We start from the raw sequence: 14,447 nt of genomic DNA on the forward strand, positions 1-14,447 counted from the left end.
CAAACTATTTGCCAAATTGTTTCAACAAATCACTAGTATCCACGTAATCTTCAGCAAACTCTTCAAAATCTTCAAAACGATAATCAGCTGTTTCTAAGTCAAGTAAACTATTCCAGCGGAAACCGTAAACATCTTCAATGATAACACTAAGTTCATCAGTTTCCTCGTCTACCTGCCATCCCAAATAACGTTCCTGAGTTTCAAAACTCAAGACTACATCTTGACAATCTTGACGCCAAACTTGACCAAGTAATTGCTGACACATCGCATGATCACTTGCAGGCTCATCATTAAACCAAGTAATTTCATGCTTATCAAGAAAAGCAATCAACTGCCAAAACTGTTGTTGGAAACGAATAGGCATACTACGATCAAAAGCCAAACTAAACTTTTCACTCCGTTTGAGCATATCAACTATACTAATCATATGCCCCCTACTTTTCTAACTGTTTGAGGACTGCTGCAAAGTTCTTAGTTAGCTCTTCGAAACTTACAGTAACTTCCTCACGAGTAGAATTATTTTTGACATTAACTTGACCTGACTCCACTTCACTCTCACCTAATGTGATAACAGTCTTGGCCTTGAAGGTATCTGCTGACTTGAATTGTGCCTTAATCTTCCGTCCAAGGTAATCACGTTCAGCTTTAAATCCTTGATAGCGGATAGCTTGAACTAACTCAAGAGCTTTACCATTAGCACCTGAACCAAGTACTGCAATGTAAACATCTAGACTTTCTTCCACCGGAAGTTCAATACCTTGTTTATCAAGAACCAAAAGCAAGCGTTCTAAACCAAGTCCAAAACCAAAACCAGCTGTTTCTGGACCACCGAAGTATTCAACCAAACTATCGTAACGACCGCCCGCACAGATTGTCAATTCAGAATTATCAATAGTGGTAATAAATTCAAAAATCGTGTGGTTATAGTAATCAAGACCACGTACCATATTAGTATCAATCACATAAGGAATGTTAAGACTATCGAGCATGGCACGCACTTCGTCAAAGTGCGCTTGACTTTCGTCATCTAAATAATCAAGAATAGAGGGTGCATTTTCAACTGCAACCTTATCTTCTTTTTCTTTTGAATCGAGTACTCGCAAAGGATTTTCATCCAAACGGCGTTGACTATCTTTTGATAAAGTATCACGCATTGGTATCAAGTAGTCAATCAAGGCCTGACGATAAGCCAGACGACTCTCAGTATTTCCAAGGCTATTCAAATGAAGGATAACTTCCTTGATGCCAAGCGTATTAAAGAGTTGGTAGACCATAGCAATGGTTTCAACATCTGTGGCTGGATTTTTTGATCCAAAGCACTCTACACCAAGTTGGTGGAACTCACGCAAGCGTCCTGCTTGAGGACGTTCATAACGAAACATTGATCCAATATAATAAACTTTAACGGGTTTTTGAACCTCTGGCGCAAAGAGTTTATTTTCTACATAAGAGCGTACAACCGGTGCTGTTCCTTCTGGACGAAGTGTGATATGACGGTCTCCCTTATCATGAAAATCGTACATTTCCTTAGTAACGATGTCAGTTGTATCACCTACTGAACGTGAAATGACCTCGTAATGTTCAAACATAGGTGTACGAATTTCACCATAATTGTATTTCTTAAATGTTTCACGTGCAACATTTTCTACGTACTGCCATTTAGCACTATCAGCAGGTAAAATATCCTGCGTTCCCTTAGGTTTTTGAAGCTTCATAATAATGATACAGGTCTCAAATAGACCTGCCCTCCTTTTCCGTTATTACAGATATAATCACTCTATTCTATCATAATTTACATAGCTTTTGGGAAATGGTAGAGGTTTTTTCAACGTAAGAAAGAAACAGACCTCTTGGCCTGCGACAATCATTAATCTTCTTTATAAAGAACGAAGGTCACAATAAAAGATATCACAACAGAAATTACAAGACCTGCAATAGCTGTGTAAAAATATTTAAGTGTATCTTCACCGATATAGGCTGCAATCGTCAAGAGACCTGGGGAAGCACCTGCAAAATTTCTCGCACCTAAAATACCAAGGAAGAAGCCACCTACTCCCCCTGCAACAATAGATCCTATGAAGGCAGCTTTATTTTGCAAAGTTACCCCATAAAGAGCCGGTTCCGTAATCCCACAAATTGCAGTAATTCCAGCAGATGAAGCCAGAGCTTTTTTATTGGTATCCTTAGTTTTTAAAGCAATAGCAAGGGCTACTCCCCCTGAGCCACATTCGAAGCCAAAGTACCTGGACCTAAAATCAAAAGTGTTACGATTGCAGTGATCAAGGTCGTAATCATAGGCACCAAGAAAAATTTAACAGCCTTTGGTGAAATTTTAATTGCAAAGTGCTCCACGTAACTCATAAACCAAACTGCCAAAATAACAGGAATAACCGTTGATGAGTAAGAAGTTAATGTAAGGGGAATACTAAAGAAATAGACGCCATGACCTGATTCCTTGGCAGTTGTCACAATCTGCGTAAAAGTTGGGTGTAATAAAATAGCACCAATCAACATCCCCAATTGAGCGGTTGTCTTAAACTATCGAGCTGCTGAAGCACCTAAAAATACAGGTAAAAAATAAAATCCAGCATCACCAATAAAATTAAGAACTTGATCGTTAACATCATCTACAGCTGCTACCTTAAAGACAACCAAAAGAGACAAAACGGCTTTGGTCATCCCTGCTGCTGTAATTACCGGTAAGATTGGTGTGAAAATCCCAGAAATAAGGGCTAAAAAGCTTTGAAGAGGAGTTCTGTCTTGTTTTTCCGATGATTCCTTAGACACTTCATCTAGGTCTAATAAGCCTTCTAAAGCACGGTATACATTTGGTACATCACTCCCAACAACAACTTGATACTGGCCACCACTCTTAGCCAAACTCACAATACCTTAGATAGTTTGAACAACTTTATCATCAGCTTTAGAATCATCTGCTAAGGTAAAACATAAACGTTTAGCACAGTTTACAAGATTCTGAACTTTCTCCTTTCCTCCTACAGCATCTAAAATCTTCTGTCCTGTCTCTTTATAGTTCATGACACTTCCTTTCTATACTCATAAAAATAGAGAACAAGCTGAGCCTGTCCTCTACATTTTTCTATTATGACCAAACTTTATCAGTAATTGTTTTAATCAATTGTAATTTATTCCACTCGTCTTGCTCAGTCAAGATATTGCCTTCTTCAGTTGATGCAAAACCACATTGAGTTGATATACCAAGGTTCTTAAGTGGTACAAGCTCAGCCGCTTCATGGATACGAGCGATGGCAGCATCTACATCTTCCAAAGCTGGATCCTTAGAAGTAATCACACCAAGCACCAATTCAACATGATCACGGTTATTCCAAATCGTTGGAAGTGGTGCGAAGCTACCTGAACGCGCATCATCGTATTCCAAGAAGAAGATATCATAATTCAATTTCCCAAGATATTTAGCTACTGAATCATAGCCACCTTCAAAAAGATAAGTTGATTTAAAGTTTCCACGACAAATATGAGTAGCCAAAGTCAAATCTTCTGGAAGACCTTCCAAGACTTTATTGATAGTGTATACATCATCCTCAGCAATTTTTGCCAACTCAGCTGTTTTCTCAGGATTATTTTTTTCATTCTCAAACTGTTGAATCAAATAACCCCAAGTCGTATCATCCAACTGTACATAACGTGCACCCAAATCGTAGAAATGTTGGATGGTATCATGGTAAGCTTTTGCCAAATCATCAAGAAAATCTGTCCATGAATCATAGTAATCTGCATAAAGATCACTACGGTGGTCACGGTTAATGATGAGTGATGGACTTGGAATAGTTACTTTTGGAGTAATTCCTTCAGGAGTCACTGATTTAAGATATTCAAAGTCACGATAGAAAGGATGATTAGGATTTTCGGCAATTTTACCATTGATACGAACGTTGGTAGTACGTGTCTTAGCTCCATGGAATTTATATGAATCTTCTTGTTGGTAAGCTTCAAAACCAGTTAGGTTCCATAGGAAATCAAGGTGCCACCAAGAACGACCAAATTCACCATCAGAAACTACTTGAAGACCATTTTCTACCTCATGATGAACCAATTCCTTAACCAATTCATCTTGTACTTTCAACAATTCTTCTTGCGAAATCTCACCATTGGCAAATTTTTCACGTGCTTCTTTTAAAGCTTGTGGACGAAGGTAAGAACCAACATGATCAAAATGATAATGAACTTTACTCATAGTTATTTACTCCTTTTTATGCTTTCACTTAATGTAATAATAAGCCTATTCTAGCACTTGCTGTTATAGCTGTGAAATATGTATTTGTTATCTCATGATATAGTTTTTAACTATATCATTTCTTGGAAAGTTTTTTGTCAAGTAACTTTACTTTACAAAAAAGATATGTTATTCTGTTATAGTTGATTTAAAATCAAGAACATAAATATTAATTCGGAGGAAATAAAGAAATGGCAGTACCTGCACGTCACACTTCAAAAGCGAAGAAAAACAAACGTCGTACACACTACAAATTGACTGCTCCATCAGTACAATTTGACGAAACAACTGGAGATTACTCACGTTCACACCGTGTATCACTTAAAGGATACTACAAAGGACGTAAAATCGCTAAAGCTAACGCAGCTAAATAATAGAAGGGAGATACCATGCGCGTAAATATTACACTTGAACACAAAGAATCTGGTGAACGCTTGTACCTTACTTCAAAAAACAAACGTAACACTCCAGACCGTCTTCAATTGAAAAAATACTCACCAAAATTGCGTAAACACGTAATCTTTACTGAGGTAAAATAATTAAGATAAGAAAAGCCTATGAAACTCATGTTTCTAGGCTTTTTTCGTGCTTAAATTGCGGTTTTGTCTGATTTTTGTCTGATTGAATTATTTCTAACTTTTATTTACCAAACTATTATTTATTCACTTACAACAGCTTATTAAAAATGATACAATAGAAAAAAGTCAACTTATAGGAGAATGACTATGAAAACACAGGCAATCGAAGTAACAAACCTTGCTAAGTCGTTTGAATTAAGCAAGGGTAAGACTGTTCAGATTTTAAACGGTCTCAGTTTATCAGCTAACTATGGTGAATTTATATCTATATTAGGTGTCAGTGGTTCTGGAAAATCAACACTATTAAAATGTATGTCAGGTCTATTGCAACCAAGTCAAGGAAAGGTTGAGATTCAAGGTTTAGATCCCTATCAAACTAGTCCTAATAAACTTGCTAAACTAAGACGTGAGTCCTTAGCGTTTATCTTCCAATCCTATAATTTGGTACCTGCACTACCTATTATTGAAAATATCGCCTTACCTTTAAGATTATCAGGCAAAAAGGTCAACAACCAAGAGATACTTGAATTACTGGAAAAATTGCAATTCAAGGCAGATAGCAAAGCCTTCCCTTCAACCTTATCTGGTGGTGAACAACAAAAAATAGCTATTGCACGAGCTATTTTAGCAGATAGTCAGATTATTTTTGCAGATGAGCCTACTGGTGCGCTTGATAGTACCTCTCGTCAAATTGTTTTTGATATTTTAAGAACACTAGCTAATCAGGGGAAATGTATCCTCATGGTTACTCACGATATTGAGCTAGCTTCAAAAACTGACCGAGCACTCATCCTTAAGGATGGTTTGATTTCCCAAGAAATTATAAAACCTAAGTCTGAAGAATTAACTAAGGCTTTAGGTATAGAGACTGATGTAAGGGAGAGATAAATCATGTTAAAACTCATTTATTACCAATGGAGATATAGTTGGAAAGAATGGACCGCAACTGTACCTGTCTTTTTTATGGCAAGTCTCATTTCAGGGATATCCCTTTCAGGCGACTTTAATATTATAGCAAACAAGGACGTACTACTCAGTGTTCAAACAGACCCAAGCCCAGTATTCCTTATGCCCATTTTCTTTGGCGGGCTAACTCTTTTTCTTATTATTTCCAGTCTCATTGCTAGTCTTTTAAATTATTTCAAATCGGATTATCAACTTTGGGAAATTTTAGGTGCTAACCGCTGGCAGTTGTCAATTTTAGTTGCTGGACAAATTAGTTTAATGGCATTTATTTCCAGTATACCTGGTGCTCTCATTGCAACACCGATAAGCCGTTACTACTATTATTATTTACAGAAGTATTTTGGCAAAGGTATGATGCCAGATTTAAACTTTGGTTCTCAACCGTTGGCACTGCTTGCTACCGTAGCTTTAATTTCAAGTCTCGCTTTTGTTAGTGGGTACTTCTATACCAGTAAACTCCTTAAACAGAAAGTCGAACGAAAAACTTTTAAATTTTGGATAATTGTTAAGAAAGCAGTCCCATGGGCTATTTTAGTTGCCCTATATGCTTCCCTTTTATTTATGTTTTATCATTCAGAACCACTATTGGGTACTGGTTCCTTGCTTTATCTCATGCTAGTCAATGTTTTTGCTATCTATGCTCTATCTCCCTATCTTCAAATTGGTATTATCAAACTTTTATCACCCGTACTACTTAGCCACAGGTATGCCCCAATCCTTGCAAAATGGCAAATTTTAAGTCAAAAATCTTACCTTAAAGCCATTAATGCTTCGGTTGTTGCTGGAATTACATTGGTTGGGAGTTTTCAACTACTCTCGCAAAATATCTTTTCTTTCTTTCAAGAAGACGGTGAATTAGAATTATTAGTTTCCTTTATTGCCTTTTTCCTAGCTCCTGTACTATTAATATTAGCAAACGTAGTCTCCATGACATTATTGTCTGTCCGCCAGGAGGCCAAAGAGCAGGAACAGTTAGCCACATTAGGAGTTTCCCCTGCTCAACTGTTGCATACAAAACTTTGGGAAAGTCTTATTATAACGGGACTAGCGTTCTTTATTTCCCTAGTGATTAACCTTGCAATGATTGGTCTGATGAACCATTCACTCAGATTGTTGAAAATGGGAATGACTAATTGGACAGGTCTTTTCCTTCCAGCTATCATCCTATCTACACTACTCTTTCTTTTGACTTTCATCACTAAAGTAAGCCATATTAAGAAACAAACATTTTAAGAAAGAAGCCTATGAAACGCATGTTTCTAGGCTTTTTTCTAATGTTCAAAATTCTATTTCATCTAGTTTTTATCTGATTAAAGTTTAACTTTTGTTACTCAATCAACTTCTCTAGCTTTTCAACCGCTCCTCTCATGGTGTCTTTTTGTTTCTTAATCACGTGGAGATAGACACGTTCAATCTCCTTAGAATCCTCCGAGTGTCCGACAAATTCTCGAATGGTTGGGAGATCAATGCCTTCACTTGCCATAATGGAAATAAAGCTATGACGAAACATATGAGGAATGACATGAATCGGTCTCCCAAAGTCTAGGAAATTATCAATATCCTTATAGGACTTACCTGCCTTCTTATTATACTTTACTGACTGACTAGAACCACCTCTCAGGAATTGTGATAGCTCGTTGTGATAAAGCGGAGAACCTTGCCTATTACCTGCCCTGATATAGGTTCTAGTAAAGAGATAGCCCAAGTCTTGGTAAGTCGGATTGAATTGAGCTTGAAACTTATTTCTGTCAATGTAGTGTCGCAAGATTTTCTCTACCTCAGAACTCATTGGAATCGTACGGACACTTTCCTTAGTCTTAAGGTCTGCTCGGTAACGTTCCTTTTCATCAAGATTAAGAGCTTCCATAACCTCATCTGATTTATTTTTACTTGCCCTCTGCCAATGAACCTTTATCCACTTTCCCTCAAAATCAAGCATATCTTCATTCAAACCCAAAACCTCACTTGGTCTCATGCCTGTTAGGAAAATCATTCTCAACACGTCTGCAATAAGTTGATTATCAGACCTATCTGTCCAGCTTTCTATCAGGCGGAGAACATAGTTAACTTCGCTTGCTTCTAAGTATTTTTCCGCAATGTCTTCACGTTTCTTATTCTGCTCCTCACTCTTTGTCAGAACTCGCCTTTTAACCTTGTTATTAGTAATCGGGTCTTGTGTAAGAGTAATTTGTCCATTTTCCACTGACCAGTCAAAAATCATCTTAAGGTAGATATGCAGGTTTCTTGCCATGTGCATAGAAGAAACATTGATAAGATTTTGAATTTCATCTGTCATAGAGGCAAATTTTGTGATAGATATTCTTGTATCAAAGTTAGGCTCAATATAACGGTTGTAGATAGTAACTCTTGTTTTAAGGGTATTATTGGCTGGCTTGACCCTCTCATGCCATGCTCTAAAGGCTTTACCATAAAGATTTCCATCTTCATCAAAGGGCTTGGCGATTTCTTCTAGGGTTAAAATCCTCTTTGCTTTCTTGGGTGTTACGCCTGTTACCTCAGCAATATAGTCATCAACTAACTTATTTAGTTCTTGCGTGACCTGTGTAATCAGTTGCGAGTTTTTTATATCACTGACCAAGAGACGCTCTTTCCCAGATGATGTTTTCTTACTTGGTCTTGCCTTAGTAGTAAACCACCCTTTACTAGCACCTGTAGAAAGGTATTTCTTGTGAGATTTTTTAGTAATAGGGTGGGTAAATCGCATAGCGAATTTCACTAAGACGTTACCCGCCTTATTAGGGTCTGGTCGCCAAGAACTGATGATGAGTACTCTTGAACCATTATCTCTCATAGGTACCCCCTACACTATCTTTGCAACATACTGGTTAGTAATTTTGTAGTCAAACCATACTACAAAGACTTCCGAGTGGATAAAGACGTTGCCATGCGTTCCTTTGATGCCGAAGGCGTATGGACTGTCTTTCATCTGACGAATATAGCTATTAAGTGTTACAACTGTCATGCCATGCCAGAGTTCATCTAAAAAGACGGATTTTCGGTACCAGTTACGGGTCAAGTCAAAATCATGTTCTGTTTTTAATATTGCCATTGAATTCTCCTTCTATTCTAGTTATAGTCAAGATAGTTATTTTTAGAAAGGCGGATTGTAGCGTTTTACAAGTCGTCTTTTCTTATGCCCCAATAGGCTGAGCTTAATTGCTCTTGTTTGTACTGCTGAATGTCTGTTTCGTCTACTTTCGTTAGCTTAGATATACCAAGCTCAAGTAGGTGCTGAATATAATTATCTGCCTTTTCTTGTCCATGTGATTCTGCTTTTGCCACATAGAGTTTCCCGAGTGTTCGTGAGACTTGTTTTTCTGTCCATAGCTCAGACTGTTTTAGAGTTGGCTTCGTTCGCTTAACACTCAAGACAGTCTTTTCTTTTGTCTCTAGGTAGTCATTCCACCACTTTACATTTTTTCTTCGCCAACGGTTAGAATCCTTGTCTCTCGGACTGACAAAACGATAATGTCCGTTAATTGCCTCAAAGTAAATCTCTTTGAGCGGTCGCCCATCTTTTATCTGTTTAGCTAATAAATTTGCCTTTTCTTGCCAACATCTAAGCTCTGCTCTTGTCCATGATGATGGCGTTTCTGGTAAATCTTTGTCTAGTTTTTTCTCTAACAGCTTGTTATAGATACACCATTGCTGAGTACCTCTAACACCAAGCGTTACCATCTCACCAACCTTTTCACCATTTTCAAGAATACTCTTTTCATGGTAATCAAAGGTTTTAGCAGTTGATATGCAGAGTTGCCTTTTACAGTAACTGTAAATAAGTGGGACGGATAGGCTGTCGTCAAAGATATCATTGGCGATATCTAGCCTTGTGACGTTACTATGATATTCAGAAATACGCTTCATTAATGTTACCCAATTATTGACATTGCTTTCCATGTATTCTTCATATTGACGGCACCCCTGCCCTCTCAGTTCGATAAAGACCCCCATTTTCGATTCCCAATCCTTATTGAAATAAACCTTTATCTCTGAGAAGGCATAATGCCGTTGGTACTTGTTTATACCCCATTCATTGAGGACAAACTTGTCTTTAGGAAGAATGAGGATTTTCTCAATGACATCATCTGGGGCTAAGCCTTTAATCGTTACAGCTAAATAGTCTAACATCACTGAGTTATCCATGTTTAGGCTCCAATAAATTTAATATCGGTTGCCACTAGCTTTAAGCCACCCCAATTTCCACCACCATTACTGTTAGCTCGCCAACCAAGGTGGACTTCTGGATTTACAAGTTCTACTACGAGAGAATTCAGCTCATCCTTCTCAACGGATTTAACTAACTTGTCAAGATTATCTACAATCTCCAAACGAATGCTCTTAAGGTCATCAGGGGAATAACCCAAGTCTTTCAAGGCCTGAATTTTGTCTGTATCTTGTACAGAACAAGTAATTTTAGCCACTTCATCTGTCGCAATGCTTTCGCCATTGATATTTTTATAGACTGGAGCAACCCGTGAAGAAAGGATAGTCACTTTCTTTGGAATGTCAAATTGTGATTTATCCAATTTCAAATCGCCTACTTTTACAGTTTCGTCTGTTAAGTTAAATTTTGTCATGTATTTTTCTCCTGTTCATAAAAACTACGCCTACATGAAATCTGTCGTAAACCATTGATATCATGGGCTTTATAAAGGTTCTTTCGTGAATTTTGCTTCAAATCACCAAATTCCTTGCGTATCAAGGGATTTGACCACATTTCATGTATGTGTGCACCCCCTAATAGGGGCTGGGGTGCAAATGTCAAATCGAGTTCAGCCGTTTGCCACCTTCCCCACCTGCTCTGGGCTACCGTGTTGACCACTCGCCCAGCGGTGGGGTGGCGAACCGTCTTCATCGATGAAAGAATCCAAGTCTCTTAGATGATTTCTCTTCCGTCTCTTTCTCCAAGGTCTGGATTCTAGCCAGAAGCACTTCTAACTCCTGTTTCAACTTTGCTAGGTTCCTTCGATAATCTTCTTGGATTTCCTTAAAGGAGACCTCTAGCTCATCAACAAGTTCTCTAATAGGCTTTTGAGAATCATTTTCTTTAGAAAACCCATAAGCGCTTAGAATTGCACTTTCTAGCCCCAACGAAGACTTCTTATCAGCAATCGCTTGAAAATGGTTTAGGTCATCTTCTGTAAAAAGATAAACTTTAGAATATGAGTTTCGACCCGTTCTCACCCTACTTTCTTTAAATTGAGTATCGGTCAGGCTTTCAATTTTTAATCGCCACTTTTTCAGTGTTGAAACTGAGTTAAGACCGTCAACCCTGTCCACAACTTCTTGATAATCGTATTCATTCATTAGCTTACCTGTGTTTTCTGATTGAGAAAGTCAGTCGCAATCTGCAAAGCTCTAGATTCAATTAATCGCTCAGATCCCGTACCCTTGATAAGGTGATAGAGTTATCTGGCATCCAAATCATTACAATACTCTGGTTTTATTAAGACTATCTCTTTTGTCTCTTGTAAGTAGACTACCCACTCTATTATTTGTAGTCCCATACCTGTTAAATTCATAATTACCCCCTTTTCTGATTTTGGATAACTAGCATTTATCCGAAATAGATGGTATAATTACAATAATTAGATTTACTGTCCTTGAACGATGTACTAGGTTGTTCAAGGATTTTTTGTACCTTCCTTTCTTTTTTGATTGTTAGGTTAGCTCCTTTCTATCGAACATATACGTTTTTATGTACGAATGGTGTAAAATTTTTTGAGCAATCCTAATGCTCGCCAATAATTATATACGATATCATACACGATGTCAAGTGTTATCTCCAAAAAATGTACGATTTTATAAACTCCTGTGTTATAATGGTCTAAGAGGTAACTTATGTTTGAAATACTTAAACCTGATAAAAAGTCTGTGGGGCGAAGACTTAGACAAGTCAAGGATGAATTGAATTTATCCTTTACAGATTTTGGAAATCGTCTAGGACTCAAAAAATCAACCATTAATGCATATGTTAGAGGGGATAACTTAGCTCCTCTTGAAGTTTTAGAGAAAGTGTCAAAAATCTATGGGAAACCTGTAGGTTGGTTTTACTATGGAGAATTAGAAGAATACATTGAACTTTATCTTAGAAAACTCGGTTATGGTAAATTTCTAGACGAATATCCTGAAACCCCATTAAAGATAAAAGATGAGCTTTTTAGGATTAAAACAGATCCAATACAATCAGTCACAACTAACGGAGGGGTAAGCATTGGAACATTTGAAAATCCTGACTGGGAAAATGATTTTGGTTACCCAAGTGAAGGCTACTTAGACGACATCTTCTTTGAAATGCTCTATGACACGCTAAAAAATTCAATTAGACAGGAAGCTCAGAACTTTCTAAGTCAGCAAAGGGGACTTGATGATACTAAAGTCAAAGAACTTTCTGATTACTTTGCCAATCAAATCTATACTTCATATGATTTTATCGGAAATCTAGAAAATCTTACCAAAGATAAAATCAAACAAGAAGTTAAAAAAGGCTATGAACGCCTACTTAAAGATTCACCTCAAGTAGGCGTAGAAGTTAGCTATGATTCCAATTACTTACTTGGTTTTCTGATAAATACACTTGCGGATAGCCAAACAACAAGACAGCTACTTTCAGATATATCCCAAGCAACAGTTGGTATGCCTTTTTCACAATTTTATGAAGGTCATGAATTAGTCGATATTATCCAATCTATCAGACCTCGACTGATAGAACTTTACCATAATACAACCTTTGATGATTGGACTGACTGGGCGGAGAAATAGATAACATCAGCTATTGGATTTAATTTGGAAAATAAGCAAAGAGTTGATTTGACAGTGTTTAGAGAAGTTAAATCTTCTAAAAAGAAGAAAGATGGAAAATAAAGATGGACGAGTTAAAATTACAAGAATTAATGAGACTTGATGAATCTGAATTGCTAGAATTTAAAAGTAATAAGATTGAACCTGAAAAGTTAGGTAAATATATATCAGCTTTGGCTAATTCATCTGCAATGCTCAACAAACAATTTTCTTATCTTATTTGGGGTATTTCTGATGAAAAAAAAATAATAGGTACTAACTTTTTCCCATATGAAGAAAAAATAAATGGAGGTGAGCCTCTAATATCTTGGTTAGAGAGAAACTTAGACCCTAGAATTTCAATTCAATTTCAAGAATTTGAGGTCGAAAGTTTAAAAGTTGTTGCCTTGATTATTCATATGACTGTTGGAAGACCCGTTGCTTTTAAGGGGACTAGATATATTCGTAGTGGCTCATCATTAAAAAATCTGGCTGAATTTCCAGAGAAGGAACGATTATTGTGGAAATCTTTTGAAGCACGTACTTTTGAAAAAGAATTTGCACTAACCAACTGCTCTACCGATGATTTAATTTCACTTCTAGACTGCGAAACATACAGAAAAATGTTAAATTATCCTCCTGAATCTAGCTACGATGAATTATTGCAACACATGATTGACGATAACATTATTGAACAATCAGGTAGTGGCTTCAATATAACCAACATGGGAGCCTATACATTTGCTAAGAATCTCTCTAATTTTGAAAAACTAAAGTCACATGCCATAAGAGTTATCCGCTACGACGGAAACAATAAGTTCTATGCCAAAGAAGATATCACCGCAGGAAAAGGTGTTGCTGTCGGTTTTGAGGGATTACTTAATTATATTAGAATGAGACTCCCTTTAACTACTGAAATTTATGATAAAAATGGCCAAAGAATTGAGAGAACAGACTATCCTGATATCGTAATTAGAGAGATTGTTGCTAATCAAATAGTACACCAAGACTTTTCTATATCTGGGACGAATCCGATGATTGAAATTTACGATAATCGTATAGAGTTTACAAATCCTGGTGTTCCTATCAATGAACCCGATAGATTACTTGACCTCCCGCCTATTTCTCGTAATGAAGATTTAGCAAATCTTTTTCGAAAAATGCACCTTGTTGAATCTCGTGGCAGTGGAATTGATAAAATCATCATTACTCTAGAAAGTGAGAATCTTCCTGCACCCGACATTTCAGCCAAGGGGGATAATACTTCCGTTACTATTTTCAAGAGAAAAAATATTAGCGAGATGAACGATAAAGAAAGAGTTAATGCAATATTCTATCATGCATCTATTCTGTATGTAGAAAATGACTACATGACGAATAAAACAGTTCGTGACCGCTTTGGGTTGACTTCAAAGCAATCAGCATTAGCTACAAAAATTATCTCTTCGGCAGTCAAAAGCGGAAAAGTTAAACCATATGATGAAAATGCAGGGAACAAATTCATGCAGTATATTCCTTACTATGCTCAGGGATATAATGAGTAGGATTTTATCTGATTAAAACTAAAGCAAGGTCAAAATCACCCAAGTTCATCAACAATTGAAAAGTTAAAAAGCCCATAAAATCAACGTTTCTGTCAATCATGAATATTACTAAACCATACATTACGCTCACTGAGGTAAAATAAGGTTTCAATACGAATCAATACAAAAGAAAAACGCTGATTTCAAGCGTTTTTTCTTTTTGCAAAATGCAGTATATTGCACTGTATTTCAATTCAAACTCTACCTTTTGCTCTACCTTTTTCTTAATTGATTTCTGTTCGTAATGAGCCAAGTCAACTTAAT

General features: G+C 36.9%; 18 protein-coding genes. 6 read left to right on the top strand and 12 right to left on the bottom strand.

Annotation, left to right across the window (positions count from 1 at the left end; genetic code table 11):
- Positions 1–4: 4 nt before the first annotated feature.
- The 7 genes from BSR19_RS10160 to BSR19_RS10185 form a co-directional block, all read right to left on the bottom strand.
- Positions 5–427, bottom strand: coding sequence for a hypothetical protein (locus BSR19_RS10160; RefSeq protein ID WP_002892121.1), 423 nt, complete (start codon positions 425–427; stop codon positions 5–7).
- Between the two features lie 7 nt (positions 428–434).
- The gene (gene hisS / locus BSR19_RS10165) at positions 435–1,715 is read right to left on the bottom strand and encodes a histidine--tRNA ligase (protein WP_156247064.1); all 1,281 of its coding nucleotides are present in this window, start codon (positions 1,713–1,715) and stop codon (positions 435–437) included.
- A gap of 152 nt (positions 1,716–1,867) precedes the next feature.
- Positions 1,868–2,098 (bottom strand): hypothetical protein, encoded by a 231-nt coding sequence (locus BSR19_RS11650; RefSeq protein WP_231605966.1) that lies wholly within the window; start codon positions 2,096–2,098, stop codon positions 1,868–1,870.
- Between the two features lie 110 nt (positions 2,099–2,208).
- Positions 2,209–2,514, bottom strand: coding sequence for a PTS transporter subunit EIIC (locus BSR19_RS11655; protein WP_231605967.1), 306 nt, complete (start codon positions 2,512–2,514; stop codon positions 2,209–2,211).
- A 24-nt stretch (positions 2,515–2,538) separates the two neighbouring features.
- Positions 2,539–2,886, bottom strand: coding sequence for a hypothetical protein (locus BSR19_RS11660; RefSeq protein ID WP_060973096.1), 348 nt, complete (start codon positions 2,884–2,886; stop codon positions 2,539–2,541).
- A 6-nt stretch (positions 2,887–2,892) separates the two neighbouring features.
- Positions 2,893–3,039 (bottom strand): PTS transporter subunit EIIB, encoded by a 147-nt coding sequence (locus BSR19_RS11665; protein ID WP_002892127.1) that lies wholly within the window; start codon positions 3,037–3,039, stop codon positions 2,893–2,895.
- 64 nt (positions 3,040–3,103) lie between these two features.
- Positions 3,104–4,216, bottom strand: a complete 1,113-nt coding sequence (locus tag BSR19_RS10185; protein WP_060973097.1) for a vitamin B12 independent methionine synthase — start codon at positions 4,214–4,216, stop codon at positions 3,104–3,106.
- Between the two features lie 230 nt (positions 4,217–4,446).
- Here BSR19_RS10185 and rpmF point away from each other — a divergent pair, with 230 nt between their 5' ends.
- The 4 genes from rpmF to BSR19_RS10205 all read left to right on the top strand — a co-directional run bounded on the left by rpmF (position 4,447) and on the right by BSR19_RS10205 (position 7,032).
- On the top strand, positions 4,447–4,629 hold the full coding sequence (gene rpmF, locus BSR19_RS10190; protein WP_002885630.1) for a 50S ribosomal protein L32: 183 nt from the start codon (positions 4,447–4,449) through the stop codon (positions 4,627–4,629).
- Positions 4,630–4,644: 15 nt separating this feature from the next.
- Positions 4,645–4,794 (top strand): 50S ribosomal protein L33, encoded by a 150-nt coding sequence (rpmG, locus tag BSR19_RS10195; RefSeq protein ID WP_002262412.1) that lies wholly within the window; start codon positions 4,645–4,647, stop codon positions 4,792–4,794.
- Positions 4,795–4,980: 186 nt separating this feature from the next.
- On the top strand, positions 4,981–5,721 hold the full coding sequence (locus BSR19_RS10200) for an ABC transporter ATP-binding protein (RefSeq protein WP_002887480.1): 741 nt from the start codon (positions 4,981–4,983) through the stop codon (positions 5,719–5,721).
- Positions 5,722–5,724: 3 nt separating this feature from the next.
- Positions 5,725–7,032, top strand: a complete 1,308-nt coding sequence (locus BSR19_RS10205) for an FtsX-like permease family protein (protein ID WP_021152667.1) — start codon at positions 5,725–5,727, stop codon at positions 7,030–7,032.
- 94 nt (positions 7,033–7,126) lie between these two features.
- On the opposite strand, the gene BSR19_RS10210 is transcribed toward BSR19_RS10205, so the two are convergent.
- The 5 genes from BSR19_RS10210 to BSR19_RS10230 form a co-directional block, all read right to left on the bottom strand.
- Entirely contained in the window at positions 7,127–8,611 is a 1,485-nt protein-coding gene (locus tag BSR19_RS10210; RefSeq protein WP_002887476.1) for a tyrosine-type recombinase/integrase, read from the bottom strand.
- 9 nt (positions 8,612–8,620) lie between these two features.
- The gene (locus tag BSR19_RS10215; protein ID WP_156247065.1) at positions 8,621–8,869 is read right to left on the bottom strand and encodes a hypothetical protein; all 249 of its coding nucleotides are present in this window, start codon (positions 8,867–8,869) and stop codon (positions 8,621–8,623) included.
- 65 nt (positions 8,870–8,934) lie between these two features.
- Positions 8,935–9,963 carry a replication initiation factor domain-containing protein gene (locus BSR19_RS10220; RefSeq protein WP_002887472.1) on the bottom strand — a complete coding sequence of 343 codons (1,029 nt, stop codon included), beginning with the start codon at positions 9,961–9,963 and terminating at the stop codon, positions 8,935–8,937.
- A gap of 2 nt (positions 9,964–9,965) precedes the next feature.
- Positions 9,966–10,397: a hypothetical protein gene (locus BSR19_RS10225; RefSeq protein WP_002887471.1), complete on the bottom strand. Its 432-nt coding sequence runs from the start codon at positions 10,395–10,397 to the stop codon at positions 9,966–9,968.
- 274 nt (positions 10,398–10,671) lie between these two features.
- Positions 10,672–11,127, bottom strand: coding sequence for a hypothetical protein (locus tag BSR19_RS10230; protein WP_064521344.1), 456 nt, complete (start codon positions 11,125–11,127; stop codon positions 10,672–10,674).
- Between the two features lie 534 nt (positions 11,128–11,661).
- Between BSR19_RS10230 and BSR19_RS10235 the strand changes: the two genes are divergently transcribed.
- Entirely contained in the window at positions 11,662–12,582 is a 921-nt protein-coding gene (locus tag BSR19_RS10235) for a helix-turn-helix domain-containing protein (protein ID WP_002887469.1), read from the top strand.
- A 104-nt stretch (positions 12,583–12,686) separates the two neighbouring features.
- A complete protein-coding gene (locus BSR19_RS10240) occupies positions 12,687–14,144 on the top strand; it encodes an ATP-binding protein (RefSeq protein WP_002887466.1) in 1,458 nt (485 codons plus the stop codon).
- Positions 14,145–14,447: the final 303 nt, after the last annotated feature.

It is taken from the genome of Streptococcus salivarius (assembly GCF_009738225.1).
GTDB lineage: Bacteria > Bacillota > Bacilli > Lactobacillales > Streptococcaceae > Streptococcus.